23 protein-coding genes are annotated in these 26,525 nt (G+C 70.1%); 14 read left to right on the plus strand and 9 right to left on the minus strand.

The window, feature by feature from the left end:
- The first annotated feature begins 86 nt into the window (after nucleotides 1-86).
- The gene (locus G4D85_RS21475) at nucleotides 87-665 is read left to right on the plus strand and encodes a TIGR02265 family protein (RefSeq protein WP_164014832.1); all 579 of its coding nucleotides are present in this window, start codon (nucleotides 87-89) and stop codon (nucleotides 663-665) included.
- 18 nt (nucleotides 666-683) lie between these two features.
- Here G4D85_RS21475 and G4D85_RS21480 read toward each other — a convergent pair whose 3' ends face one another.
- Nucleotides 684-1,157: a peroxiredoxin gene (locus G4D85_RS21480; RefSeq protein ID WP_164014834.1), complete on the minus strand. Its 474-nt coding sequence runs from the start codon at nucleotides 1,155-1,157 to the stop codon at nucleotides 684-686.
- A gap of 166 nt (nucleotides 1,158-1,323) precedes the next feature.
- On the opposite strand from G4D85_RS21480, the gene G4D85_RS21485 reads away from it, so the two are divergent.
- The 7 genes from G4D85_RS21485 to G4D85_RS21515 all read left to right on the plus strand — a co-directional run bounded on the left by G4D85_RS21485 (nucleotide 1,324) and on the right by G4D85_RS21515 (nucleotide 9,707).
- The gene (locus G4D85_RS21485) at nucleotides 1,324-2,691 is read left to right on the plus strand and encodes an AHH domain-containing protein (protein ID WP_164014836.1); all 1,368 of its coding nucleotides are present in this window, start codon (nucleotides 1,324-1,326) and stop codon (nucleotides 2,689-2,691) included.
- 47 nt (nucleotides 2,692-2,738) lie between these two features.
- Entirely contained in the window at nucleotides 2,739-3,989 is a 1,251-nt protein-coding gene (locus tag G4D85_RS21490) for an imm11 family protein (RefSeq protein WP_164014838.1), read from the plus strand.
- A gap of 139 nt (nucleotides 3,990-4,128) precedes the next feature.
- Nucleotides 4,129-5,298 (plus strand): YcaO-like family protein, encoded by a 1,170-nt coding sequence (locus G4D85_RS21495; RefSeq protein WP_164014840.1) that lies wholly within the window; start codon nucleotides 4,129-4,131, stop codon nucleotides 5,296-5,298.
- Nucleotides 5,295-6,488, plus strand: coding sequence for a TfuA-like protein (locus tag G4D85_RS21500; protein WP_164014842.1), 1,194 nt, complete (start codon nucleotides 5,295-5,297; stop codon nucleotides 6,486-6,488). Before G4D85_RS21495 ends, G4D85_RS21500 begins: the two co-directional genes overlap by 4 nt.
- Before the next feature lie 79 nt (nucleotides 6,489-6,567).
- Nucleotides 6,568-6,714, plus strand: coding sequence for a hypothetical protein (locus G4D85_RS21505; RefSeq protein ID WP_164014844.1), 147 nt, complete (start codon nucleotides 6,568-6,570; stop codon nucleotides 6,712-6,714).
- The gene (locus tag G4D85_RS21510; RefSeq protein WP_164014846.1) at nucleotides 6,711-8,726 is read left to right on the plus strand and encodes a serine/threonine protein kinase; all 2,016 of its coding nucleotides are present in this window, start codon (nucleotides 6,711-6,713) and stop codon (nucleotides 8,724-8,726) included. Before G4D85_RS21505 ends, G4D85_RS21510 begins: the two co-directional genes overlap by 4 nt.
- Nucleotides 8,727-8,783: 57 nt before the next feature.
- Nucleotides 8,784-9,707 carry a DUF2381 family protein gene (locus G4D85_RS21515; RefSeq protein ID WP_164014848.1) on the plus strand — a complete coding sequence of 308 codons (924 nt, stop codon included), beginning with the start codon at nucleotides 8,784-8,786 and terminating at the stop codon, nucleotides 9,705-9,707.
- A gap of 47 nt (nucleotides 9,708-9,754) precedes the next feature.
- On the opposite strand, the gene G4D85_RS21520 is transcribed toward G4D85_RS21515, so the two are convergent.
- Both G4D85_RS21520 and G4D85_RS21525 read right to left on the minus strand, forming a co-directional pair.
- A complete protein-coding gene (locus tag G4D85_RS21520; protein ID WP_164014850.1) occupies nucleotides 9,755-10,666 on the minus strand; it encodes a type VI immunity family protein in 912 nt (303 codons plus the stop codon).
- A complete protein-coding gene (locus tag G4D85_RS21525; RefSeq protein ID WP_164014852.1) occupies nucleotides 10,663-11,454 on the minus strand; it encodes a hypothetical protein in 792 nt (263 codons plus the stop codon). Before G4D85_RS21525 ends, G4D85_RS21520 begins: the two co-directional genes overlap by 4 nt.
- A 112-nt stretch (nucleotides 11,455-11,566) precedes the next feature.
- On the opposite strand from G4D85_RS21525, the gene G4D85_RS21530 reads away from it, so the two are divergent.
- Nucleotides 11,567-11,809 (plus strand): hypothetical protein, encoded by a 243-nt coding sequence (locus tag G4D85_RS21530; RefSeq protein WP_164014854.1) that lies wholly within the window; start codon nucleotides 11,567-11,569, stop codon nucleotides 11,807-11,809.
- A 37-nt stretch (nucleotides 11,810-11,846) separates the two neighbouring features.
- Nucleotides 11,847-12,629: a DNA-methyltransferase gene (locus G4D85_RS21535; RefSeq protein ID WP_164014856.1), complete on the plus strand. Its 783-nt coding sequence runs from the start codon at nucleotides 11,847-11,849 to the stop codon at nucleotides 12,627-12,629.
- Here the strand turns inward: G4D85_RS21535 and G4D85_RS21540 are convergent.
- Nucleotides 12,608-13,246, minus strand: coding sequence for a hypothetical protein (locus tag G4D85_RS21540; RefSeq protein ID WP_164014858.1), 639 nt, complete (start codon nucleotides 13,244-13,246; stop codon nucleotides 12,608-12,610). The genes G4D85_RS21535 and G4D85_RS21540 overlap by 22 nt on opposite strands.
- Nucleotides 13,247-13,351: 105 nt before the next feature.
- Here G4D85_RS21540 and G4D85_RS21545 point away from each other — a divergent pair, with 105 nt between their 5' ends.
- From G4D85_RS21545 to G4D85_RS21555, 3 genes are all read left to right on the plus strand, one after another.
- Nucleotides 13,352-14,692, plus strand: a complete 1,341-nt coding sequence (locus G4D85_RS21545) for a dicarboxylate/amino acid:cation symporter (protein WP_164014860.1) — start codon at nucleotides 13,352-13,354, stop codon at nucleotides 14,690-14,692.
- A gap of 72 nt (nucleotides 14,693-14,764) precedes the next feature.
- The gene (locus G4D85_RS21550) at nucleotides 14,765-15,250 is read left to right on the plus strand and encodes an FKBP-type peptidyl-prolyl cis-trans isomerase (protein WP_164014862.1); all 486 of its coding nucleotides are present in this window, start codon (nucleotides 14,765-14,767) and stop codon (nucleotides 15,248-15,250) included.
- 102 nt (nucleotides 15,251-15,352) lie between these two features.
- Entirely contained in the window at nucleotides 15,353-17,431 is a 2,079-nt protein-coding gene (locus G4D85_RS21555) for an OPT family oligopeptide transporter (protein ID WP_164014864.1), read from the plus strand.
- 36 nt (nucleotides 17,432-17,467) lie between these two features.
- On the opposite strand, the gene G4D85_RS21560 is transcribed toward G4D85_RS21555, so the two are convergent.
- The 3 genes from G4D85_RS21560 to G4D85_RS21570 form a co-directional block, all read right to left on the minus strand.
- Nucleotides 17,468-17,848, minus strand: coding sequence for a DUSAM domain-containing protein (locus G4D85_RS21560; protein ID WP_164014866.1), 381 nt, complete (start codon nucleotides 17,846-17,848; stop codon nucleotides 17,468-17,470).
- Between the two features lie 3 nt (nucleotides 17,849-17,851).
- Entirely contained in the window at nucleotides 17,852-18,241 is a 390-nt protein-coding gene (locus tag G4D85_RS21565) for a hypothetical protein (protein WP_240359423.1), read from the minus strand.
- 201 nt (nucleotides 18,242-18,442) lie between these two features.
- Nucleotides 18,443-19,357, minus strand: a complete 915-nt coding sequence (locus G4D85_RS21570; RefSeq protein WP_164014869.1) for a flagellar motor protein MotB — start codon at nucleotides 19,355-19,357, stop codon at nucleotides 18,443-18,445.
- A 329-nt stretch (nucleotides 19,358-19,686) separates the two neighbouring features.
- On the opposite strand from G4D85_RS21570, the gene G4D85_RS21575 reads away from it, so the two are divergent.
- On the plus strand, nucleotides 19,687-22,161 hold the full coding sequence (locus G4D85_RS21575) for an ABC transporter permease (protein WP_164014871.1): 2,475 nt from the start codon (nucleotides 19,687-19,689) through the stop codon (nucleotides 22,159-22,161).
- A 42-nt stretch (nucleotides 22,162-22,203) separates the two neighbouring features.
- Here G4D85_RS21575 and G4D85_RS21580 read toward each other — a convergent pair whose 3' ends face one another.
- Nucleotides 22,204-24,144, minus strand: coding sequence for an ABC-F family ATP-binding cassette domain-containing protein (locus G4D85_RS21580; RefSeq protein ID WP_164014873.1), 1,941 nt, complete (start codon nucleotides 24,142-24,144; stop codon nucleotides 22,204-22,206).
- An 86-nt stretch (nucleotides 24,145-24,230) separates the two neighbouring features.
- Complete coding sequence (gene fusA, locus G4D85_RS21585) at nucleotides 24,231-26,345, minus strand: elongation factor G (protein ID WP_164014874.1); 2,115 nt, start codon at nucleotides 26,343-26,345, stop codon at nucleotides 24,231-24,233.
- Between the last annotated feature and the right edge of the window lie 180 nt (nucleotides 26,346-26,525).

Genomic DNA, 26,525 nt, shown 5'->3' on the forward strand with positions numbered 1-26,525 from the left:
GATACATGCGAGAGCGACGGGCCCGGTTGCCGAGGCCGTCTGGGCGCTGCCAGAATGGCTCGTTGGTCGCAACCTAGGGACGGGGCATGGTGACGGAAGGCTCTAGCTCTCGAATCAAGGGTGGGGTGCTCATCTCCCGGCTGAACATGCTGCGCCACCATGGCGGGCAGGTTCGGGTGGACGAGGTGCTGCGGCGGCTTCCTCCCGAGGACCAGGCGGTGTTGCGGAAGATGATTCTTCCCATCGCCTGGTACCCGATGGAGCTGAACCTGCGGCTGGATTCGGCCATCGCGGAGGTGATGTCGCCGGAGGACAAGCACAGGGCCTTCCTCGACATGGGCCGGGCGTCGGCGGAGGAGGCTCTCCACGGGGCGCAGCACGTCTTCGTACGGCCCGGCGACCCGCAGTTCCTGCTGAGCCAGGCGCCGCAAATCTACCGCTTCTATTACGCGGTGGGCTCGCGCACCTACGAGCGGGCGGGCGACAAGGGCGCGGTGCTGCGCACGTTTGGCGCGGAGAACGTCACGGAGTCGGACTGCCTGACCATCATCGGCTGGCACGAGCGGGCCATCGAGCTGTCGGGCGGGCGCTCCGTCACCACGTCGCACCCGCTGTGCCGGGCCCGGGGCGCGGCGCACTGCGAGTACCACTTCGCCTGGGAGTGAGCGGCCGCGCCCTGGCGCTCAGCCTGGAGACGCCGTGCCTGGAGGCGGGTTGGCGCGCAGGTAGCGGAGCACGTCGTCCAGGTGCCGGTACACGCGCACCTCGTGACGGATGATGTGCTCGATGCGGCCGTCGGCGCTGACGATGAAGGTGACGCGCCGGTCCACGTTGAGCACGGGCCAGAGGACGTCGTAGGCGCGGCTGATGTCCCGGCTCTCGTCGCCGAGCAGGGAGAAGCGGATGTCCTCCTTCTCGGCGAACTCGCACTGCATGCGCTGTGTGTCCACGGACACGCCGACGAGCTCCGCGCCCAGCGACTTGATGAGCTGGTGGTTGTCGCGGAACGCGCGGTTTTCGATGGTGCAGCCGACGGTGAAGGCCTTGGGGAAGAAGAAGAGGACCACGCGCCGGCCGCGCAGGGAGGACAGGCGCAGGCTCGCGCCATGACAGTCGGTGGCGGTGAAGTCCGGCGCGGAGTCTCCGACGGCAGGCATTCCGGTGGGTCCCTTCCTGGTGGGCCGGGGTCACCTCACCCCTACCATGTTTTGGAGGGGAGGCAGCTGCCCTGGTCGCTCTGTCCGGTAGCGGTGGTTCTGGCGTGTGCTGACGGGCCTGGCGGATATTGCGCCGCCTGCCCCGCAGGGGGCTCGGGAGGAGTGCATGCCCCTGAAGCGGGGATGGACGGTGCTGTTGCTGGCGCTGCTGGGCACCGGCTGCGCGACGGCTCGCGTGGTGCACCTGGACACGGGCGAGGGGCCGCCGCGCGCCCATGTATCGCGCACGGACGTGAAGCCCGGGGTGCTGGAGGAAGCTGACTTCGAAGACGCGGTGCGGCGGATGGCAGGCACGGTGCCGGTGGGCGCGAGGCCGCGTGACGTGGCGCTGGGGTTGTTCGCGAGGCCCGGCGCTGGTGCGGACGTGCGGGTGCGAGGGCGGCTGGGGCTCGTCTCGGTGGAGGAGCCCGGGCGCGGCCGGCTGAGCCTGTCGGAGCCGGCCGAGGAGGGCACGGAGCTGGAGCGCGCCTATGGACGGTGGTGTCAGCGAAGGCAGCAGGCGGAGGACTGCCTGTACCTGTTGGACGAGGGAGTCACGCTGGACGAAGAGGGCCGGCGCACGCTGGCCTTCCGGCTGGGGCTGGACGCGGTATGGGACGAGACGGCCGAGGCGCTGGAGGAGCTGACGGACCGGGAGGCGGTGGTGACGATGCTGGTCACGACGGGGGCTTTCTACCTGGGGCTGTGGCTGGTGCCGGAGCCGCTACTCTCGAAGGGCATCGCCGCGACGCTGACGGTGGCGCTCATCGGCTACCTGGGCTGGGACACGGTGTGGAGCTTGGTGCGGGGCTGGAGGGTGTTGGCGGCGGAGGTGAAGGAGGCCACCACGTTCGACGAGCTGCGGAGGGCGGGAGAGAAGTACGGGGAGGTGATGGGGAAGAACGCGGCGAGAGCGTTCGTCATGCTGGCGATGGCGGCAATGGGGGGCACGGCGGAGTTGATGGCGGCGAGAGTCGCGACGCTGCCGGGCTCTGGACAGGCGGCGCTGGTGGCTGCTGCGCAGGGGGGAATCCGGCTGGGCGCGGCGGCGCGGGTGGAAGCGGTGGTGATATCCGCAACGGGTGAGGTGACCATTGCGCTGGCGCCGGGCGCGGTGGCCATGACGGCGCAGGGAGCGGGTGGAGCCTCGGCGGCGGTGGTGGCGGCGGGAGGACCGGAGCACCACATCGCCACGAACAAGAACTCGGAATCGGATGTGCGAGGCGGCCCGTGGACGCCCCGGTTCCAGGAAATCTTCGACCGCGCCGGCATGTCACTGGATGACGCCGCGAACCGGGTCCACGTTCCAGGACACAAGGGACCTCATCCCCGAGAGTACCATGAGGAGGTCTTCAACCGGTTGGACCGTGTGACGGCGAGGTGCCGTACCCTCGAACACTGCCGGAAGGCACTCACGGCCGAGTTGATGAGACTGGCGCGGGAAATCTCCTCGCAGGGGTCTCGCCTCAACGAGCTTGTCACCCGGAGCGAGTGACGCGAGGGTGGCGTGTCACCCGGCAGTGAATGCACAGGAGTCGACGCATGCCGAAGCGGTATTTCGACCTGTCGGACGATGTCTACTTCCCAGGGCGATGGGAGTTGGGAGTGCCGCTCGACGAGCGCGGCCAGAAACTCTGGACCTGGCTCTTCAGGAGCGGAGAGCGTGCTGCCTTGGAAGGGCCCATCAGGATTCCCGTCACCATTCAGGGGCAGGCGTTGGGGTTCTCGGTGGCCGGAGCAGCGGTTCCCATCATCGACGAGAAGGCCGCCAGCGTATTTGCCGAGCTGGCTCCAGAGCAGGTTCAGCTCATCCCGGTTGCTGTCGAGTCCAGGAGCGAGAAGTACTTCATCCTCAACGTGCTCCGTGTCGTGAAGTGCATCGACGATGCGGCCTGCAAGGAAGTGCAGCTCTGGACCCAGGAGGATGAGGAGCCCGAGTTGGTCGGAGAGTATCGGTCCGTGGTCGGCCTGCGCATCGACCCCGAGAAGGCGGGCGATGCGAGGGTGTTCCGCCCCTGGGGATGGCCTGTCGCGCTCATCGTCTCCGAAGACATCAAGGACGCACTGGAGCGCGCGGGCGTCACGGGCCTGAAGTTAGAAGACGTGACTGGCCCCGCACCGGCCGAGAGCGAGGACACCGCGGCCGAACAGCGGCACCTTGCCCGTCTGCGGCAACTGGACACGGTGCGTGACGCGGCCTGGAACTCAATGGGCCGGCTGGAGGAATCAGCCATCATCCCCATCATCCCGAGCGGCCCATACTGGCCGGGCCATCGCCAGGCGTGGCGGGTCATCCACCGGGAGTCGGGGAGCACGCTGCTGGTCACCGACGGCCTCTCGGACCCGTTCATCGACCGTGACGAGCTCTCCCCGGGCTTCGGCCTCGAGCTCGCCATCGAGACGAACGAGCCGATGCCCGAGGCACGCGGCAGCTGGCAGCTCCGCCTGTTGCGCGAGGTGACCGACGAGGTGGCGGAGCACGAGAACGTGCGCACGTGGCTGCACCGGGGGCTCATGACGATGGAGGTCTCCGGAGAGGCCATGCCCGAGCCGCTCGTCACGAAGGACGGCCGCGTGGCGGTGCTGCTGGGGCTGGAGTCGAGCACGCTGCCCAGGCGCTTCCCCACGCCCGCGGGAGACGTGCTGCTCGTCACCATCAAGGCCCTGCTGCCGGCGGAGCTCACGTTCCTCCTCGGGCAGGGCCGCGCCGGTCCGGGCGAGCTGGCGCGCCGCTTCGCCCGTGAGAGCGACGCCCCGCACCTGTCCCGCTCGTGGCGGAAGCCAGTGGTATGAAGGAGCCAGCACTTCGAGCAAGGCGCTGCTGCAACCAGGACGCGCGAGCTGGCGGCTCTGGCAAGCCTCGCGCCCGGCCCGGAGTGCCGCACCGGACCGCTAACGACCGGGCGCGGGTTTCAGGCTAGGGTCCGCGCCCGTGCGGCCTACCAGGGACGTCTTTTCCTCGCAGGAGTTCTCCCGTCGGCTGGCCCGGGCCATGGGGGTGACGCGGGTGGCGCGTGTCACGGGCCTGGACCGGACGGGGGTGGAGGTGGCGTGCGCGGTACGGCCCGGCGGCCACGTCCTGCAGGTGTGCAACGGCAAGGGCCTGACGTACGCCGAAGCCTCCAGGGGCGCGCTGCTGGAGACAGCGGAGCTGTGGGCCGCGGAGACGGTGCTCCCGGAGCGGCTGGTGTGGGGCTCCCGGGAGGAGCTGGACGGCCGGCTCGGTGTCCTGTGGAGCGCGGAGGCCCTGGGCTCCGCGGGAGCTCTGGTGGACCCACGCCTGTGGGGAGACACCGTGCGCTGCGCCTGGCGCGAGGCCCTGGAGCTGCACTCGGGGCGGCCCGTCTGGGTGCCCGCGCAGGGCCTCCACGTCCCGCCGCCGGGAAGTCCCTCGCTGGGCCCGGTGGCGGCGGCCTGGACGAGCAACGGCTCCGGGGCGCATCCGGACGCGGGCCTGGCGCTGCTCCATGCGCTGCTGGAGGCCACCGAGAGGGATCAGCTCGCGCGGGCGCTCCCGGAAGGGTGGACGGAGGAGGCCGTGCACCGGCGTCTGCTGCGGCCGACGGAGCTCCAGCAGGCGGCGCCCCGCACGGCGGAGCTGGCGGAGACGCTGCGGGAGCGGGGCTTTGGCGTGTACCTCTTCGACGCCACGCCCTCGTCGCGAACGCCGGGCGCGGTGGGCCTGCCGGTGGGCGCGGCGGTGCTGGTGGACCTGGAGGAAGGCCCGGTGCCGCTCACCGCGGGCTACGCCTGCGCGCTGGGGCGGGACGAGGCGCTGCTGAAGGCGCTGCTGGAGGCGGCGCAGTCCCGGCTGACGGACATCCACGGCGCGCGAGAGGACGTGGCCGCGGCGGACCCCGAGGCGGCGCGAGGCTTCGCGGAGGCCTGCGCGTCGGTGCGTCCGAAGCGGAGGGCGGGGGACATGCCCGACCTGGGCGCGCACGCGAAGGGGGCGGCGGTGAGAAGGGTGCGCAAGGTGCTGGAGCGGCTGAAGGCGGCGGGCTTCACGCGGGTGGCCGCGGTGGAGCTGGACTCGCCGGTGCCCGACCTGCACGTGCGACGGGTGGTGGTGCCGGGCATGAACATCTCGGAGCTCCTATGAAGCGGCGGGCGGACGAGCTGGTGGTCTTCCTGGGCCCCTCGCTGCCGGAGGAGGAGGCACGGCGGCTGGCGCCCTGCACGGTGCTGCCTCCCGCGAGGCAGGGGGACGTGTGGCGGGCGCTGAGTCTCCGGCCCCGGGCCATCGCCCTGGTGGACGGCGTCTTCGAGGCGCAGCCCTCGGTGTGGCACCACGAACTGCTCGCGGCGCTGGAGGCGGGGGTGGCCGTCTTCGGCGGAGCCAGCATGGGCGCCCTGCGCGCGGCGGAGCTGGCGTCACACGGCATGGTGGGCGTGGGGCGCATCTTCGCGTGGTACCGCGACGGGGAGGTGGTGGACGACTCCGAGGTGGCGCTGCTGCACGCCGACGCGGAGCATGGCTGGCGGCCGCTCACGGTGCCGCTGGTCAACGTGCGCCACGTGGCGGAGCGTGCGAGGGCCGCGAGAGTCCTGACCCGGAACGCGGCGACCGCGCTGGTGGAGGCGGCGGAGGCGCTCTTCTACCAGGAGCGCACCTGGCCCCGGGTGCTGGAGCGCCTGCGTCCGCACTGGTCCGCGTCCACGCGCGCCGCGTGGGATGCCTGGTTCCTGAAGGGCGCGGAGGACCTGAAGCGGCTGGACGCCATCGCCTGCGTCCAGGCCGCGGCGACGTTCGTGGCCTCGGGAGCGCCCGCGCCGGTGGGAGCGCGGCGGCAGCCCTCGTCGCTGGTGCGGCGGCGGAGGCTGGTGGACGACGTGACGCGGGTCCGGGGCGGGTGGGTGTCCTCGGGTCGGGTGCTGGAAGCGCTGAAGGAGTCCCCGGACGCGGTGGAGCTGGCGGAGGCGGGCCTGCGGCGGGCGCTGCTCGCCGGCCAGGCTCGCACGTGGGGGCTCACCGCCACTGCCGACGAGGTGGCCGCGGAAGAGGCCGCGTGGTGGGACGAGCGGGGCGTCGCTCCCGAGCGGCGCGAGGCCTGGCTCGCCACGAGCGGGCTCGACGCGGTGGCATTGCGGCGGCTCTGCGAGGAGCGGGCGCTGGAGCGGCTCGTCCTCGAGCACGCGCCGCGCCTGCTGCCGGACGGCCCGTCCTGGGACGAGGCGCTCGCCGACGAGTCCCGCCTGCGGGGGCGCTGGGCCCGGGTCGCCAGGGCCGTTGCGAGGGACGCGGCGGACGGCACGGAGGAGGAACCGACGGGGGACGTCGGGTCGGACTGAAGCGGGGCACCCACCTCGCGGGTGGGAAAATCCGTGACAGACCCAGGGGAGAGGGTAAGGTCAACCCTGGAGGTTGCCCTTGTTCAGCCCCGCTCCCTGGGTGGTTACCGAGCCTCTCGTGCTGTCCTCGCCGGTGACGGCCACGTCATCGCGCGTGGGCCGTCCGGGCGCGCGCGCCACCGTGGGAGGGCAGCCGACCTGGCAGGTGGTGGAGGCGAGGCCATGAGGTCGCCGCCCTTCCACCCGGACCAGCTCGTCCCGGACAGCCAGGTAGGGCCCTGGCGCGTGGTGGCGTCGCTGGGCGCCGGAGGCTTCGGCCGGGTCTTCAAGGTGGAGCGGGGCGGGCGGTTCTACTCGCTGAAGATGGCGCTCCGTCCGGCCGGGCCGCATGCCGCGGAGGAGGAGGACGTCGACGGGCGGCTGGCGCACGAGGTGGCCGCGCTGCTGGCCTGCGCACCGCACCCGAACCTCCCCCGGTTGCACGCGGTGGACCGCTGGCCCGAGCCGCCCGACGGCTACCTGTACTTCGTCACCGACTACATCGACGGAGAGACGTTCCACGAGTGGCGCTGGCGGGTGAAGCCCACGGCGGCGCACCTGCTCTCCGTGTTCACGGAGGTGGTGCGCGTGGTGGCGGACCTGCACCGGCGTGGAATGCACCACCGCGACTTGAAGGGCGACAACCTGCTCATCCGCCGTGAGGACGAGCGGCCATTCCTCATCGACCTGGGCACGGTGCGGATGCCGGGGGCGACGACGCTGACGGTGGGCGTGGCGCCGGCCTCGCCCCACCTGCTGCCGCCCGAGTGCGTGGCCTTCCTTCGTGAGGGCGCCTGGCAGAACGGCGCGCACTTCGACGCGGGTGTGCCGGGGGACCTCTACGCGCTGGGCGCGCTGTTGTACGAGGCGCTCACGGACGGCTACGCGTTCGACCCGAAGCTCCCGTACGACAGGCTGTTGCCGGCGATTGAATTGGTGGCGCCGCGAGCGCCCCACGTGGTGAACCCGAAGGTGCCGCGCGCCCTGGGCGAGGTCGCCATGCGGCTCCTGGCGAAGCGTCCCGAGGACCGCTATCCGGGAACGGAGGCCCTGCTCCAGGCGCTCTGGGACGTGGCCAAGGAGAAGCGCCAGCCCGCGTGGCGGGTGTCGCTGGACCGGCCTCCCGAGGTGGACTCGCAGGGCCCGGGGGCGGAGACGCCGCGCGTGCGGATGGTGCCGGAGCTCGGCCGCGCGCCACTGGAGTCCCTGAAGCCCCCGGAGCCCACCGCCTCCACGGACCCCGCGCCCACCACCCAGCACGAGCCCCAGACACAGCCGCCCATCGTGAGCGGCCTGGAGACCTCGCCGCCGCCCCTCGACGCCGGGGAGGTGGTTCCCCCGCGGGCCTCGCCGCCCTCGAAGCGGGTGGGGCGCCGTGCAGCCGTGGCGCTCGGTGCGGGCGTGCTGTTGGTCCTTGGCTTCGTGGCCTTCGGGCTGCCCCGTCTCTCTCAACCACCGGGGGGCGTGGCGGCGCCAGTTCCTCCACCCCCCGAGAAAGGAAGTCCCACTGTGACGAGCCGTGCTCCGAGTTCCCCTGATGCATCCCCCCTGGCGGCGGTGCCGCCCTCCGCGGACGCGGGATCGTCCCAGGACGCGGGCCTGCTGGCCTCAGCGCCGGTATCGGAACCCTCGGCACGCGCAGCCGCCGCACCGCCTCCGCCGAGGACTCCCTCCGCGAGTCGTTCCATGAGCAAGGCCGCGGCCGCGGCTTGCGTCGGCCTGGCCTGTGCAGGTGCGCCCAAGATCTACGCCGAAGCTCCGCAGAAGGATTGCCCGCCGGAGGTCGTCAAGTGGATGAACGACCAGGGCTTCACCGTCGGCAAGGCGATGGGAACCGAGAGTTCGCTCACGCTCCATTTGGACAGGGGCGCCCCGGCACCGGTGCCGCCAGAGGGGCCCCTGGTGGTCCTCGCCTACAATGACTTCGAGGGTACCGGGAGAAACCCCACGCCCTTCCCGGCGGGAAGCCGACTGCTCGGACAGGCCTTCCGCGGGAAGGACCGTCTCTATGGGTGGCTGACGGAGCTGGAGACGCCTGACGGCAAGCGCTACCCCATATGTGGCAACCTGGTGAACCCCTGGGCCAGGTTGAATGAGGAGATGGGGATTCCTTATCTCCCCTCCAGTACGCCGGAAAAGCCAATGATGGACCCATACTCGGCCGTGATAACTGCAAGGCGTTTCGGAGTCTGGAAGTAACGGGAGCAGCGCACCCGATGGGGTATGGATGTTTCCCCTCCTGGAGGTCTCCTGGCCTTGTCCGTCTCGTCGCCTGCCATCGTGATGACCTGCATGCTGTTGCTGGCGCCTGCTGCTGACGCCGCTGCGCCCGACATGCAGCAGGTTGCCGTCGGCGTGCGCCGTGTCGAGCTGCGGGACGCGAGGGAGTCACTGCCCGAAGTCCATATCGGCCCGGGACTCTCCACCACGGTGCTCTTCGACTCACCGATTCGCCCCGATGAGCTGGTGCTGGAAGGCCGTGAGCGCTTCCAGCGACTGGGGCTGTCTGACGACCACCTGGTGCTCATTCCCTCCGCCACCTTCCGGCAGGGTGAGCGGTTGCGGTTGGAGGTCCGGTTCTCGGATGGCGCAGCTCCGGAGCGGGCCGCGCTCTCGCTGGTGGTCGATGCCGCCCGGGTCGACCGCCAGGTCGAGCTCTATCGCCGTCCCCGTACCGCGGAGTCCTATCGCCAGGAAGTCGAGGCGCTGAAGGCCGCGATGGCGCGGCTTCAGCAGGAGGTGGAGCGGCTTCCGGTACCCGGCGCCACGGCTGTCGGTGGTGCCTCCTGGGCGACGACGGTCGCGCAGGTGGAGGAAGTCGAAGCGAGGCAACTGCCCTACCTGAGCGTGGCCGTCTCTGCCCCCGTCTCCGTCAGGGCGGTCTGGAGCCTTCGACTGCGTCAGCACTGGCAGGCCCTGCGAGTGAAGTTGCATGCAAATCCGGGAGCCTGGATGCCAACAGGCGCTTCCCTGCGGGACGAGCAGGGACGGTTTGTGAACGTATTGGCCCCCTGGGCGCAGGTCGTCGTGGCGCACAGGGTGCCTCAACACAACGAGCCTCAAATCGTTGTAGTTGCGTTGGAGGATGTGGCCGCGTTCCGACCGGGCGGCTACACCCTCAAGCTGTGGGACGAGGGCACCGGGCAATCGGTGACGTTCGAAGGCCTCCAGGTCCCGTGAGCATGAGGCCCTGACCTGGCGGGGCAGGGATGCCAAGAGAGCGGAGCTCAGTCCAGGAAGCGGCGCTCCCAGCGGAGCTTGTCCTCGGGTGGAAAGTCCTGGTTATAGACAGAGCTTGTGTCGTGGTAGAGCCAGGGCTCCAGCACACGCGCGAGCTCGCGGTACGCGGGCAGGCCTTCTCCCGCTTCCACGTTTCCCGCTTGGGGCCACTCGCCGAGCGTGACGACGGCGCGGTCTCCCTCCAACTGCTGCACTGTGGTGCCGGGTGATGACAGTCGGGAGCGTAGCCCCGCCACGCCGCCCAGCTCCCCCAGCACCGGCTGCCCCAGGAACGTCAGCCAGTACGCCCCGGGAACCCGGGTGCCGATGCTCCGATAAACGGAGTCATTGAGAACGTCCATACCCGGATAGCGGAAACAGACGCGTCGAACGTGCCTGGTGACGCCCAGGAGTTGGTGAAGCGCATTGATGGAGAGGCTTGTGTAGCCTGAATGAAATGGCAGGGTCGCGCCCAGCTTCATTGCCAGGTCGCGCACATGCCCCGGCCCATGCTGCTCGAGGAATTCCGTCGACAGCCAGAACCGTGCATCGCATGCCCGTCCAGGTTCATCGAATGGGCCTGTCTCGTCATGCGATACGCCCGTGTACTCGAACTGGAAGTCGGCTGCTCCATCGGGTCTGTTGGCCAGTGTGATGTACGGAGACCTTGATTCGAGCAACTCCTTCCTGGTGTGCTCCCAACACCGGTCATCCAGTCGCCGCCAGTCACCCTCCATGTCTGGGTACCATGCAAGGGTTTGTGGCCCCACGGCCTGAATGAACGCGTCCAGAGCAGCAACCAGGGTGGGTGCGAACTCTTGGTGGGAGTGATGCATGAAGAACCGGATGGTGAGTCCATCCCGGACGAGGACGCTGCCAGCTTCTGAATGGATCCGGATTCTTGGGTATCGCTCAATCATCGGGACGGTCTTCCAGGGGAGATGAGGCGTGCATCCGCGTCGAGGATTTTTTTGTAGGCATCCCCCTGATCCCTGAAAGGGCTTCCAGACGGGTAGGGGCGCCACCTGGCTAGATTGACTTCAGGGCAGGGAAACTTGAAGTCATAGACACTCTGGACCTGCAGTGGGTCACCCGTGTGGATGACGACGTCAGGCACCACCGAGCCCGCCAGTTCCTTGCCTCCGTTGCGGAGCATCCGCAGCTCCGTCTCATGGAGGCTCCGCTCCAGTTGCCGTGTCTCCGGGTGGAGGCGGTAGCGCTGTTCCAGGCTGAAGCGTCCATGGTGGGCCCGGCCCAGCTTCTCCCGTGTACACGCGAGGGCCAGCGTGTGTTTCGCGCCGCCCAGCTGCATGCCTCGCGTCACGGGATTCTCCCGCGTGCCTCCCACCTTCTGCTCGCACTCGGCCGCCGTCGGCTGCCGTCCTCCGAACTCCTGCTGATTCACCTCCGCATCGGCCCACCGTGCGCACTCGACCAGGATGTCCTCGAGGCCCTTCTGGACCAACGCATCGAGCGCCTGCCACGCTTTGCCCGCGGCCCCGGCCTGCGCGGCCCGGACCGCCAGTGGGGCGACCTCCCTGCCGGTCGCCGTGGCGCAGTAGGCCGGGTTGCGCTTGCACGCGGCCGTCGCCGAGTCCGTCGCCCATCCATAGCTCCCCGTGCCGCGCCGGGCCGGGCTTCCCGCTCCACACCCCACGGTGGGCAGCAGCACCGCCACGACAGCCAGGCCCATCCCGCATCGCTTCATCAGCCCCTCCCGTCCCGGAGCACGCCAGCCCACCCGTGAACGAGCCACGCCGCCCACCCGCCGTTACACTCCCCGGGCACGCCCAGCCCGGGCGAGAGGAGGCAGGCACCCCATGGCCCGGATGAGCCAGGACGACGTAGGCCGCTGCGACTTCATCGACGTGCTCGAAGAGGCCGTCCTCTGGCGCCGCCCCGTGTCCATCCAGCTCCGCGCCGGAGACACGTTCACCGACCAGGTCATCGACGTCGTCACCGAGCAGGGGGACGACTTCGCCATCTTCCGCTCGCACGCCCGGGTGCCCGTCGGAGACATCCTCTCCGTCACCCGCGAGCCTCCCGCGCCACCGACGACTTGAGCCCCGCGCCCCGCCGTGTAGGGTGCCACCCAGGACGATGACCTCCCTGCCCTCGCCGGACTCCCTTCGCTGCATCAACGCCGACTCGCGCGAGCCGGGCGGCTACCGTGCCGCCCTCGGCGACACGCGCGCCTCGCTGCTCCACACGGACCCGCCGTACTGCCTCCTCACGCGGCGCCGGAAGGGCGGGGACCTGCGGGACACGCGGGCCCACAAGAAAATCGACCAGAACCCCATCGTCCGCTTCGAGACGGTGCGCGACTACCGCGCCTTCTCCGAGGCCTGGCTCTCCCGCGCCGTCGAGCACCTCACCCCGGACGCGCCCCTCGTCATCTGGACGAACCTGCTGGGCAAGGAGCCCATCCTCACCGCGGCCCGGGGGCTGGGCTACCCGCACCTGCGCGGCGAGTACGTCTGGGGCAAGCGCACCACGGACAAGAACGCCAACGAGCAGACGCTCCGTGTGTACGAGGTCGCCCTCGTCATCGCCCGCACGCCCGCGCCGCCGCTCGCGCCCGGAGACCTGCCCACCGTCTGGGCCGTCGTCGGCGGCTACGACGACGAAGCCGAGGCCGCGCGCTGGGGGGGCCACCCGCACCACAAGCCCTTCTCCGTCCTCGAGCCCCTCGTGCGCACGTACAGCCGCCCCGGGGACACGGTGTTGGACCCGTTCGCCGGCAGCGGCTCCATGCCCTCCGCGGCGCTGCGGCTCGGCCGCCGGCCCGCCTGCCTCGAAATCGAGCCCGAGTGGGCCGAGCGCGTCACCCGCCGCCTCCGCGAGACGGCGGCCCAGGAGGCTCAGCGCGCCAGCGCGCGGTAGAGCCGTGTCTCGGCCCACGCCGGAATGTCCGTGGGCCGGTGCCCCCACCAGTTCATCACCAGCGTGCGCCGCTGTCGCGAGCGTCCCGGCAGCTTCCCGTCCGGAATGCGGTTCTCCGCATCCAGCACGCCATGCGTCAGCGTCCCCTCGAAGCGCACCAGCCGGTTGGCGCGCGGGGCCACCAGGTCCGCCGTGTCCATGCGGGAGGGGGCCAGCGACGGGTTCTCCGCGTCGGGCAACTCGCGCGTCACCACCAGCGCGCCGCCGCGCACGCGGTTGAGGAACAGCACGGAGGAGATGCGCGGGTGCACCAACTCGCCCGTGCGCAGCGCGAGCTTCTCGTCCCGGTCCTGGTGGAAGTCCACGCGGACGTCCGTGGGGTACATGCGTGAGAGCCACCACTCCACCCCGGCGATGCGCCGCCGTCCGGCCACGTCGGGGCGCAGCGTGAGGATGACCTCCTCCACCACGTTGGAGGGGGGGCCGAAGTCGTACCAGAAGGTGGTCTGGTACGTCTGGCGCAGCCGCTCCGTGCCCAGGGCGCCCACGCGCCGCAGCAGCCGGCGGAAGAGGGGAGCGGGCACGGCGCCTTCGGTGAGCTGGACGAGGGTTTCCAATCGGGCACCGAGCATTGTCCTACCGAGAGGGTGGGCGCCACCTTCCTTTACCGCTAGGCTGCGCGGCCCATTCCCCTCCGGCCAGGAGGGCGCGGAGACACCCGGATGAAGCCGCACCAGAAGATGCTCATCGGCATTTCCGCCGGCGCGGTGGCGGGTCTCACCGCCAACGCGGTCGCCACCGCCATGGCCCGGAGCGCGTCCGGAATCTCGGAGGGGCCGCTCCCCGCCGCCGTCATCGCCCAGCATGCGCCCTGGCTGTCGTGGGCCGCGGACAGCGTGGCAGCGCCCGTGGGCCAGATTTTCATCCGCCTGCTCCTCATGCTGGTGGTGCCGATGCTCTTCTCCGCGCTCGTCATGGGCGTGGCGGAGCTGGACTTGAAGCAGGTGGGCCGACTGGGCCTGCGCACGCTGGGCTACACCGTCGTCTTCTCCGCCATCTCCGTCCTCATCGGCCTGCTGCTCGTCAACGCCATTCAGCCCGGCGCCGGCCTCAGCGACGAGGCGCGAGCCATGGCCCGAGGCGCCCCCCAGGTGAAGGCGGCCCCGGCGCCGGGGGAGACGTCGTTCGGCTCCGTGTTCGTCTCCATGGTGCCCACCAACCCGCTCAAGGCCGCCGCCGACGGGGACTTCATCGGCCTCATCGTCTTCTCGCTCATCTTCGGCATGGGCCTGGCGCTCACCCAGGGCGAGGCCGCCCTGCGGCTCAAGGAGACCATCCAGGGCCTCTACGACGTGATGATGAAGCTCATCGACGGCGTGCTGCGGCTGGCGCCCTTCGGCGTGGCCGCGCTGCTGTTCTCGATGACGGCCCGGCTGGGCCTGGGCATCCTCGCGCAGCTCGCCGCCTACGTGGCCACGGTGCTGCTGGCGCTGGGCCTCCACATGTTCGTCGTCTACTCGCTGTCGGTGCGCTTCCTGGGCGGGCGCAATCCCATCCAGTTCTTCCGCGACATCCGGCTCGTCATGGCGACGGCCTTCTCCACGGCCTCCTCCAGCGCCACGCTGCCCACGGCGCTCAAGGTGGCCGAGGAGAACCTGAAGCTGCCGCGCAACGTGTCGCGCTTCGTGCTCACGGCCGGCTCGGCGATGAACCAGAACGGCACGGCGCTCTTCGAGGGCGTCACCGTGCTCTTCCTCGCCCAGGTCTACGGCGTGCCGCTCAGCCTGCCGGACCAGGGGCTCATCATGTTCATCTGCATCCTGGCGGGCATTGGCACCGCGGGGGTGCCGGCGGGCTCCATCCCCGTCATCGCGATGATTCTGGGCATGTTCAAGATTCCGGTGGAGGGCCTGGGCCTCATCCTCGGCGTGGACCGCTTCCTGGACATGTGCCGCACCACGCTCAACGTCACCGGAGACCTGGCCGCGGCGGTGTACGTGGCGCGCGGCGAGCCGGTCGACCGTCCGGCAGGGGAGGGGGCAGCGGACCCTTCCGCTTCCTGACGCCCGGCATTTCGCAGCCCATCCTTCACCACGAGAGAGCAGTCCACTCGCAGCACCCCCCAAGGAGCCCCCATGAGGGTCGCCAAGGATTCCGTCGTCTCGCTGGAGTACCGGCTGCACCTGGGCGATGAGCAGGTCATCGACCAGAGCGCGCCCGGGCAGCCGCTCGCCTACCTGCACGGCCACCGGCAGATTGTCCCCGGCCTGGAGGGCGCCATCGAGGGCATGTCCTCCGGCGAGAGCAAGCAGGTGGTGGTGTCCCCGGGCCAGGGCTATGGCGAGCATGACCCCGAGGGCGTGCGCACGGTGCCGCGCAACATGTTGCCCCCCGGCTTCAACCCGCAGCCCGGCCAGACGCTGATGGCGCAGACGGACCAGGGCGACATCCCCCTGCGCATCCAGGAGGTGCGCGAGGACGCCGTCGTCGTGGACCTCAACCACCCGCTCGCCGGCAAGACGCTGCACTTCGACGTCACGGTGCGCGAGGTGCGCGCCGCGACGACCGAGGAGCTCACCCACGGCCACGTCCATGGCGCGGGCGGGCACGACCACGGCTGACGCAGCGCGGCCACTCGCGGGGTGGGAGTCCCTGGACACCACCTCGCGGGTGGAATGAGCATTTCGCGGGGCAGGGGGCGTTGCACTATCTTTGCCGCCCCAATGAGTCCCTCCTCACCGTCTCCCTCCCCGAGCGAGCTGCGCATCCACCCGTCAGACCCGGCGTCCGGAGACCCGGGGGCGTCCGCGGCGAAGGACCCTGAGCGCTACTGGCTCGAGCACGTCTACCAGGGCGGCAGCCGCCAGCTCACCGTGCGCGCCGTCATCGCGGGCATGCTCATCGGCGCGGTGATGTGCCTCTCCAACCTGTTCGTCATCCTCAAGACGGGCTGGAGCCTGGGCGTCACGATTACGGCCTGCATCATCGCCTTCATGGTGTTCGCCCTGTTCGGGTGGCTGGCCCGCGTATGGGGCCGCCTGCCGCGGGTCGCCAAGCTCTTCCTGGCTGTCGTGGTGGTGGGGTCCAACGCCAGCGTCATCGTCATGTCGGGCTGGAGTGTGTCTTCCCTGGGGGCCTTGCTGGGGCTCGCGGTCTTCGGGAGCATCGTCTGGAGCGCGCACGGGCCGCAGCGGCACTTCACCGACCTGGAGAACAACGCCATGGGCTCGGTGGCCTCGGCCGCGGGCTACATGACGGGCGGCGGCAACATGGCGGCGGTGCCCGCGCTGCTGATGCTCACCGGCACGCTGCCGCCCTCGGGGTGGCTGGTGGTGTGGTTCGCCGTCATCTCCGCGCTGGGCGTCTTCGCGGCCATCCCCATCAAGCGCCAGCTCATCAACATCGAGGCCCTGCCGTTTCCCACCGGCACGGCCACCGCGGAGACCATCCGCGCCCTCCACGGCCACGGTGACGTGGCCCGCCGCAAGTCCATTCTGCTCGGCCTCGCGGGCCTCGTCGGCGCGCTGCTCGTCATCATCCGGGACGCGCGCGGGCGCTGGCTGGATGGCTCACTCTTCCCCTGGCTGACCAACATTCCGGACAAGAAGTCCCTGCCCTTCACGATGATGGGGAAGCCGGCGTCGGCCTGGTCGCTGTCGTTCGACTTCAGCCTGCTGCTGGTGGGCGCGGGCGCGCTGGTGAGCTTCAAGACGGGCTGGTCGATGTTGCTGGGCGCGGTGCTCACGTATGGCTTCCTCGCGCCGGCCATGGTCACCCAGGGGGCCATTCCCGAGGTGACGTACAAGGCCATCAACAGCTGGATGGTGTGGACGGGCTCGGCGGTGCTGGTGTCGTCGGGCCTGCTGTCCTTCGCCTTCCAGTGGCGCAGCGTGGCGCGCTCCTTCAAGGCGCTGTCCGGCCTCTTCGGAAAGAAGGGCGGCAAGCAGGAGGAGGAGGACCCGCTGGCCGGCATCGAGTGCCCGCCGCACTGGTTCCCCATCGGCTTCGCGGTGCTGGGGCCCATCGCCATCTTCCTGATGGCCTACCTCTTCCACATCCCGTGGTGGGCCGGCGTGCTGGCCATGCCGCTGGCCGTCGTCATGGGCGTCATCGCCAGCCGCGTGACGGGCGAGACGGACACCACGCCCACGAAGGCGCTGGGCCCCGTCACCCAGCTCATCTTCGGAGGCCTGGCGCCGGGCAACATCCCCGCCAACGTCATGAGCGCCAACGCCACGGGTGGCGTGGGACTGCACTCGGCGGACCTGCTGACGGACCTGAAGTCCGGCTGGCTGCTGGGGGCCAACCCGCGCCAGCAGTTCATCGCGCAGCTCTTCGGCGTGGTGGCGGGCGCGGCGGCGGTGGTGCCGGTGTTCAACATCCTGGTGCCCAGCGCGGACGTGCTGGGGACGGAGCAGTTCCCCGCGCCCGCGTCCATGGTGTGGGCCGGCGTGTCCAAGATGCTGGCCACGGGCGTGTCCGCGCTGCACCCCACGGCCCGCGTGGGTGCGCTGTGTGGCGTGTTGCTGGGCGTCTTCCTGGTTCTGTTGGACCGGTGGGCGCCGAAGAAGGCCAAGGACTTCGTGCCCTCGGCCGCGGGCTTTGGTCTGGCCATCGTCATCCCCGGCTCCAGCTCCATCGCCTTCTTCATCGGCGCGGCCCTCGCCGCCCTGCTGCGCCGCGCGAAGCCGAAGCTGGCGGAGGACACGGTGCTGCCGGTGTCCTCCGGTTTCATCGCCGGCGAGAGCCTGCTGGGCATCGCCATCGCGATTGCCAAGGCCACCGGGGCGATGCCCAAGTAGTCCGGGGGGGGCGCTGGGTGAGGCCCCCCACCGCTGTCACGGCATGTCGTCCATGCCTTCTAGCTGCCCCTGCGCCGTCTCCCGGTAGCGGGGCACCACTTCGACGGCCAGCACATCGCGCATCTCTTGGCGCGCGCTGTCGAAGTCGCCAGCCTTCTGGTGGCGGTACATCCTGTGTAGCGCGTCCATCAGCCTGTTGGACCCGTCAGTGATGCGCCGCGAGCTTTCGCGTAGGAGTTCTAGCGCCCCTGTGTCCGATGCCAGTGCTTGCTCCGCGTCGGCATCACTGATGGCCACTTCTCGCGCCGTGCGCCGGAGGAGCGCGCGCACCTCATCGTTGAGGACGAGCGGCGCCCCTTCGCGCAATACCCTGCGCGCCAAAGCCCGGATGGGGTCCCAGTCAATCCTCTCGGGCATGACTCACCGTGGCTTCTTGGGCGGGGTGCATCTGTCCTCTGGCCATTCGTGCTGGCCCTCGCAGTAGCGGAAGCAGTCATGGCACGAGCCAGACCAGCCAAATTCCTTGCAGTCACCATAGGCGCGGATGCAGCGTCGTTTCCACTCGGGCAGGCTCGCGTTGTGCGAGTCGTCCCATTCCTCGGTGCTGCTGTGCGTGCCGGTTGCAGCGACGCTGGCTGCCATGAGGGTGGCCGCCTCGGCTGCCGTGAGGCCGCACGCCTCGGGGGTGACGGGGTGCGCTTCGATACAGCACGTCACGCTGTCCATGCAGGTGACGGCGGCGGTGGCGCAGCTCAGGGAGAGCCCGGCGGCGAGCGTGACGAGGTGGCGCCTCCAGTGGGTGGCTTTCACGCTCGCATGGTGTTCATGGCAAGAAGGTCTGCGCCAGGGCCACGACTCAGGCGTGGCTCCGCACCACGAGACGCGGCGCAGCAGCGGCGCTGGTGGCCTGCGACCAGCGACTCCGCGAAGTCAGCGATTGAGAGGCCCGGCCGCCTGAGCGATACGGGGACGGCAGCCGTGGCCTCGAGGACTTCGCGCGGCCGGTGAAGCTCAGTCCACCTTCGACGTGGAGAACGACGCGCCGGCCATGAAGCGGATGGTGGGCGTGTCCAGGCCGGCGCCCACGCCGGGCCCGCCCATGACGTAGAGGTCCAGCCAGGACAGGGCGTGCTTGCGGATGGCCAGCAGCAGCTCGGCGCCCACGCGGCCTCCGTCGAGCGGCAGGCCCGCGAGCACGCTCACCTCGCCGCGGGTGGAATCACCGGCCCGGGACGTCACGGTGGCCCCCAGCCGCACCTCGCTGCCGATGACGTCCTTCGTCTCCAGGGACAGCATGGTCAGCTCCCGCTTCTCGCGCAGCAGCACGCCGGCCTCGGCGCCCACCTGCCAGCCCTCGGCCAGGTAGCCGAGCTGCAGCCGCGGGTGGATGGCGTACTCGTCGCGTGCCAGCAGCTCCTTGCTGCCCACGGGCAGCGCCGCGGTGACGTCCGCCGCCACCTGCAGGCCGAAGTCCTGGCGCAGCAGCGCCGTGCGCAGGCCCAGCCACGGCGTCCCCATGCCCTGGCCCTCTGGAGGGGCGATGTTCATGAACCGCTCGCCTCCCTGGCTGAGGATGTAGGGCACCTCCGCCGCCAGCTGGAGCCAGTTCGTCACGCCGTAGGCGGCCGTCACGTCCAGGGTGAAGCGGTTCTCCACCAGCCCGGAGCCGCCGCCCGGCTCCCAGCGCGTCTGGAAGAGGAAGGGCAGGTTCTCGTAGTGGCCCTGTACCGCCACGCGGAGCACGCCCTGCGGCAGCGTGCGACCGGTGCCCACCGTCAGTGAACCCAGCGCCGCCGGGTCCAGCTTCAGCCGCTGGAGGTTGAACTGGGGCAGCCCGGTAGCCTGCGCCTGCGCGGAGGCGGGGCCCAGGAGCAGGGCAAGGGACGACACAGCGGAGAGCAGGGCGAGCGAAGGCCGGAACGGCACGACGACTCCTTCGATGAAATACTGCGCGAGACTTGGCCCCGAAACCTCGGAGCAGTCGCATGGTTGGTGTTGGAGCGCAAGCGCACCTCAATCTCGCTCACGCGCCGCAAGTATCGGGTTCCATGAGCGGGAAGGCCCTTGACGCCAGCGCCATTCGGGCTCTCCCTGGCTTGCGGTGAAGTCCTCTTCTTTTCGCCCACGCGGAGCGAGCTCATACGGTTCACGGGGAAGAGCCGGCGAGATGGAAATCGATGCAGGGAATCCGCACTCGGCGCGGGTGCAATGGCCCCGGCCGCCGCCCGTAGGGCAGGTACCGCAAGGGGTGCCCCGTGTCCGTACTGGCCGATGACCTCCGCTTCTCCCTCCGGCTGCTGATCAAGAACCGGGGCTTCACCCTCGTCTCCGTGCTGACGCTGGCCCTGGCCATTGGCGCGAACACGGCCATTTTCAGCGTCGTGCATGGGGTGCTGCTGCGTCCGCTGCCCTACCCGGAGCCGCACCAGCTGGTGCAGGTGCTCCGCCGGGAAGGCGGTGGAGAGGGGCCGTCCCAGAGCATCCTCCACTACACGTGGCTGTCCCAGCAGTCCCCGGTCTTCTCCCACCTCACGGCGTACGAGGTGCTCCCCAGTGGCTTCAACCTGGTGGGGGATGGGATGCCCGAGCGGCTGTCCGGCATCCGCGTGACGGGGAGCTTCTTCGACACGTTCGGCGTGCGGCCGGAGCTGGGCCGCGGCTTCCTGCCGGAGGAGGACGTGCCGGGCGGCGCCCGCGCGGTGGTCATCAGCCACGGGCTGTGGCATCGCCGCTTCGGCGGGGCGGCGGACGTCGTCGGCCAGTCGCTCACCCTCAATGACCAGCCCTACACGGTGGTGGGCGTGGCGCCCGCCAGCTTCCGCTACCCGGAGGGCGTGCAGCTCTGGACGCCGCTGCAGCTGGACCTCACCAACGAGGACAACGCCAACTTCCTCTTCCTCACCGGGCGGCTGAAGGCGGGCGTGTCGCGCGAGGCGGCGGACACGGCCCTGGCGACGCTCAGCCAGCGCATGCACGCCGAGAAGCCCCTCCTGATGGACGCGAAGGAGCTCTTCCACGCACAGGACTTGCGCGTGTACCTCGCGGGTGACTTGCGGCTGGCGCTCTGGGTGCTGCTGGGAGCGGTGTCCCTGGTGCTGCTCATCGCGTGCGTCAACCTGGCCAACCTCCAGCTCGCGAGGGCGGCGGCGCGGCAGCGGGAATTGGTGGTGCGCGCGGCCCTGGGCGCGGCGCCGGGGCGGCTGGTGCGCCAGCTCCTCACGGAGAGCCTGCTGCTGTCGCTGGCGGGAGGCGGGCTCGGGCTGCTGCTGGCCGCGGCGGCGCTGCCGGCGCTGATGGCGCTGGCGCCCGTGGGGGCGTCGGTGGCGGGGGCCGGCGGGCTGGCTGGCGCGGAGGTGCGGGTCAACGGCGCCGTGCTGCTCTTCACCCTGGGCGCGTCCGTGGTGACGGGCCTGCTGTTCGGGCTGCTCCCCGCGTGGCAGGCGTCGAGTCCGGACCTGCAGGCGGCGCTTCGAGAAGGTGCGCAGCGGGCCACCTCGGGCCCCGGAGGTGGGCGCACGCGGCGGCTGCTGGTGGTGGGACAGGTGGCGCTGGCGGTGGTGCTGCTGGTGGGGGCGGCGCTGCTCATCCGCGGCTTCGCGGCGATGAGCAGCACGGCGCCGGGGTTCGACCCGCGCGACGTCCACGTGCTGCGACTGTCGTTGCCGGAGGCGCGCTACGCCGAGCCGGCGGCACTGGAGCGCTTCGCGAAGCAGGTGGTGGAGCGGGTGTCGGCGGTGCCGGGGGTGGAGTCGGTGGCCCTCTCGTCGTCGATTCCCATGAGCCTGGGCCCCAGCATGGAGTTCGCGATTGAGGGCAAGTACGAGGGGCGACAGGACGGGCCCGGCGTGGGCGGCGGGCAGTTCCGCCCGGTGACGCCGGACTACTTCCGGACGCTGGACGTGGGGCTGGTGCGGGGCCGGCTGCTGGCGGAGACGGACGTGGCCGGCTCCGAGCCCGTGGTGGTCATCAACGAGGCCGCGGCGCGCAAGTACTGGCCGGGCGAGGAGCCCATCGGCCAGCGCCTCCGGGTGGGCCACACGGTGCCGTCCATCGGCGACACGGTGCCGCGCACCGTGGTGGGCGTGGTGCGGGACGTGCGGGAGAACGGGCTGGCCGAGGACACGCCGGTGGTCCTCTACACGGCCCTGGGGCAGATTTCCCCGACGATGAACCGGATGCTGGTGCGCATGCTGCCGCAGCACATCCTGGTGCGTGCCCCGGGCGGGCACGCGGCGCTGGTGTCCTCCGTGCAGCGCGAGCTGTGGGCGGTGGACCCTCAGCAGCCGGTGACGGAGACGCTGAAGCTGGAGGACCACGTGGAGCGCTCGCTCGGCTCGGAGCGCTTCAACATGGTGCTGCTGGGGCTGATGGCGGGCCTCGCGCTGGTGCTGGCGGCCGTCGGCATCTACGGCGTGCTGTCCTACCTGGTGAGCCAGCGGACGCGGGAGATGGGCGTGCGGCTGGCGCTGGGCGCGCCGCGCGGCGAGGTGGTGCGGCTGGTGCTCGTCCAGGGCCTGGGCTCGGTGGGCCTGGGCGTGCTGCTGGGCGTGGCGGGCGCGTGGGGGCTGACGCGCGTGGTGGAGGGCATGGTGCACGGGGTGAGCGCCCTGGACCCGCTGGCCTTCTCCGCTGCGCCGCTGCTGCTGCTGGGCGTGGGGCTGGTGGCCACCTGGGTGCCCGCGCTGCGCGCCTCGCGCGTGGACCCCATCATCGCCCTCAAGTACGACTGAGCGGGGAGGGCGCCACGGACGGTGGCGCCTGGCGCCTGGCCCTCAGGCCGGGCCGCCGGCCGCCAGGTCCTGGAGCTCCTGCCACCGGGAGTACAGCCGGTCCACCTCGGCGGCGGTGGTCTCCAGCTCCTTGTTCACCTCGGCCACCTTGGAGCCGTTGCTGTACACGGCCGGGTCGGCGAGCTGGGCCTCCAGCGCCGCCTTCTTCGTCTCGGCCGCCTCAATCGCGGCCTCCATGCCGTCCAGCTCGCGCTGGTCCTTGTAGGAGAGCTTCCCTGGCTTGCGCGCGGCCTTCTGGGCGGCGGCGGCCGGCTCCTCCTTCTTCGGCGCGGGCTTTGCGCTGGCCGCCGCCGAAGCCGAGGCCGCCTGTGCCTCCGCCTGCTCCTTGAGCCGCCGGTACATCGCGTAGTTGCCCTCGTACCGGGTGACGCGGCCGTTGCCGTCGAAGGTCAGGATGCTGGTGGCCACCTTGTCCAGGAAGTACCGGTCATGCGTGACGAGCAGGGTGCTGCCGCCGAAGTCCAGCAGCAGCCGCTCCAGGATGTTGAGCGTGACGATGTCCAAGTCGTTGGTGGGCTCGTCCAGCACCAGCACGTTGGCGCCCTCCAGGAACAGGCGCGCCAGCAGCAGCCGGTTGCGCTCTCCGCCGGACAGCGCCTTCACCTTCATGCGCTGCATGGGCACGGGGAAGAGCAGGTCGTCCAGGTAGTCGCGCAGCGCCACCTTCTGGTCGCCCAGGATGACCCAGTCCTCGCCCTGCGAGGCGGATTCGTACACCGTGGCTTCCAGGTCCAGCTGCGCGCGCTGCTGGTCGTAGTACGCCACCTTCGTGTTCTTCCCGATGACGAGCTTCCCGCCGTCGGGGGGCGTCTCGCCCAGCAGCACGCGCAAGAAGGTCGTCTTCCCCACGCCGTTGGGGCCCACCAGGCCCACGCGCTCGCCGCGCTGGAGCCGGAAGTCCACGCCGCTCAGCACCTTCCGCTCACCGAAGGACTTCTGGAGCCCCTCCGCCTCGATGACGGTGTGCCCCAGCCGGGGCGCCGCCGCCACGCGCAGGTCCGCCACCTTGGGCCGCTGGAAGCCCTTCTCCGCCATCAGCTTCTGCGCCCGGTCGATGCGCGCCTTGCTCTTGGTGCGGCGCGCCTCGGGGCCCCGGCGCAGCCACGCCACTTCCTGCGCAATCCAGCGCTCGCGCTTGTGCTGCGCAATCTCCGAGTTCTCCTGCGCCACCAGCTTCTGCTCCAGGTACGCCTGGTAGTTGCCGGGGTAGGACGTCACGCCCTCGCCGGGCTGGATTTCGACGATGCGGTCCACCAGCCCGTCCAGGAAGTAGCGGTCGTGCGTGACGAGCAGCAGCGCGCCCGGCAGCTTGTCCAGCTCCTCCTCCAGCCAGTCCGTCGTGTCCGCGTCCAGGTGGTTGGTGGGCTCGTCCAGCAGGAGCAAGTCCGGCCGCGTCAGCAGGGCCCGGGCAATGGACACCCGCTTGCGCAGGCCGCCGGACAGCTGCGCCACCGGCCGGTCCCAGTCCTTCACGCCCAGCCTGTCCAGCAGCGTCTTCGCGTGGTGCTCGGTGCCCCAGCCGCCCATCTGCTCAATCCGGTCGCTGAGCGCGGAGAACTGCTCCAGCAGCTTCTCGTGCTCCTCGGCCGGGGCGGCCTCCAGCCGCTTCGCCAGCTCGGCGTGGGCGGCCAGGGCCTCCTTCAGCGGCGCCTCGGACACGGACAGCTCCGAGGCCACCGTGGCGCCCTCGGGGAACTCCGGCTCCTGCGGCAGGTAGGTGACGCGGGCGCCGCGGCGCAACTGCAGCTCGCCCGTGTCCGCCTTGGCCGCGCCGGCGAGAATCTTCATCAGCGACGACTTGCCGGAGCCGTTGACGCCCACCAGGCCCACGCGCTCGCCTTCTTCAATGGTGAAGGTGAGGCCCTGGAAGACGGTGCGGCTGCCGAAGCTGAGCTGGACGTTGGCGGCGCGAAGCAGCGTCACGGTGTGTGGACTCCTGAAAAGGCGAAAGGCGCCCCTCATTGAAGAGGAGCGCCTTCCTTACCGCCAGAGTGCGGCGGATGCGTGGACTACTTGCGGGCCGCCTGCTCCGCGGCCAGCTTCTCCTTGTACGCGGCCATCAGCGCCTCGGCCTCGTTGCGCGGCACCGGCGTGTAGCGGGCGAACTCCATCGTGAACTCGCCCTTGCCCTGAGTCGCCGAGCGCAGGTCCGTGGAGTAGCCGAACATGGTGTTCAGCGGCACCTCGGCCACCGCCGTCACGTAGCCCTCGGCGGTCTCCGTGTTGAGGATGGTGCCACGGCGCTGGTTCAGCTGACCCACCACCGAGCCCTGGAAGTCCTCGGGAGCCTGGACCTCCACCTTCATCATCGGCTCGAGGATGATGGGCTTCGCGGCGGCGTAGCCCTCGCGGAAGCCCATGATGGCGGCCGTCTTGAACGCCATTTCGGACGAGTCCACCGCGTGGAAGGCGCCGTCGTTGATGACCACGCGCACACCCACCACGGGGAAGCCGATGAGGCTGCCCTTCTTCACGGCCTCGGCGAAGCCCTTGTCGCACGCCGGAATGAACTCGCGGGGGATGGAACCGCCCACGATGTCATCCACGAACTCGTACTGCTGCACCGCGTCCGAGGGCAGCGGCTCGAGGTAGCCGCACACGCGCGCGAACTGACCGGAACCGCCGGTCTGCTTCTTGTGCGTGTAGTAGAACTCGCCCTTCTGGCTGATGGTCTCCCGGTACGCCACCTGCGGCTTACCGGCCTGGACCTCGCAGTTGTACTCGCGCTTCATGCGCTCGATGTAGATCTCCAGGTGCAGCTCACCCATGCCGCGGATGATGGTCTGCCCGGACTCCTCGTCGCGGTGAACGCGGAACGTGGGGTCCTCCTTGGTGAACCGGTTGAGCGCCTTGGAGAAGTTCGCCAGCGCCCCGCGGTCCTTGGGGGACACGGCGAGCGAGATGACGGCGTCCGGCACGTGCATGGACGTCATCGTGTAGTTCACGGTGCCGTCGGTGAACGTGTCGCCGGAGGCGCACTCGATGCCGAACAGCGCGACGATGTCGCCGGCCGTCGCATCGTTGATGTCGTTCATCTGGCTGGAGTGCATGCGAACGATGCGGGGCACCTTCACCCGCTTCTGGTTCACCTGGTTGACGATGAAGTCACCCTTCGCCACCCGGCCCTGGTAGATGCGCATGTACGTCAGCTGCCCGTAGCGGCCATCTTCCAGCTTGAACGCCAGACCCACGAACGGCTTCTCCGGGTCCGACTCGAGGATGACCTTCGCCTCGTTGTTCTTCTGGTCCAGCGCCTCGTTGGTCGCCTCCTTGGGGTTCGGGAGGAAGCCGCACACGGCGTTGAGCAGCAGCTGCACGCCCTTGTTCTTGTAGGCGGAGCCACACATGACCGGCGTCATCTTCAGGGCGATGGTGGCCCGGCGGACGGCGGCGGCGATCTGCTCGTTGGTGATGGGCTGGTCGGCCAGGAACAGCTCTCCCAGCTGGTCGTCCACCTCGGCCACGCCCTCGATCATCTGCTGGCGGCGCACCTTGGCGTCGTCGAGCATCTCCGCGGGAATCTCCTCCTCGCGGACGTTCTCGCCGTTCTCACCATCGAAGTAGAACGCCTTCATGGTGATGAGGTCGACGAGGCCCTTGAAGCGGTCCTCGGCGCCGATGGGCAGCTGGATCTTCACCGCGTGGTGGTTCAGCTTCTCCTTCAGCTGCGCGGCCACGCGGTCATAGTTCGCGCCGGCGCGGTCCATCTTGTTGACGAACGCGATGCGCGGAACGCGGTAGCGCTTCATCTGCCGGTCCACGGTGATGGACTGCGACTGCACACCGGACACCGAGCAGAGCACCAGGATGGCGCCGTCGAGGACGCGCAGGGAGCGCTCCACCTCGATGGTGAAGTCCACGTGTCCCGGCGTGTCGATGAGGTTGATGTTGTGCTCGCCCCACATCGCGAACGTGGCGGCGGACTGGATGGTGATGCCCTTCTCACGCTCCAGGTCCATCGAGTCCATGATCGCGCCCACGCCGTCCTTGCCGCGGACCTCGTGGATCTCATGGATCCGGCCCGTGTAGAACAGGATGCGCTCGGAGAGCGTCGTCTTGCCCGAGTCGATATGGGCAGAGATACCGATGTTACGAATCTTCTCGATGGGTACGTTGGCGGCCACGATCCGGTCCTTCTTGATTTGAAAAGTGCCTGAGGGAACAGAGCAGGCGGGGCCCTTACTTCCCACAGGACTGAGTTTCCAGCCAAATCCGCATGACGGTGGGCATGCCTACACCCACCTCCGCCTACCAGGCGTGTCTCCCGCCTTTATATAGATGTGGCTTTCCGGGGTCTCTTAACC

Origin of the sequence: Pyxidicoccus trucidator (genome assembly GCF_010894435.1) — a bacterium.
GTDB lineage: Bacteria > Myxococcota > Myxococcia > Myxococcales > Myxococcaceae > Myxococcus > Myxococcus trucidator.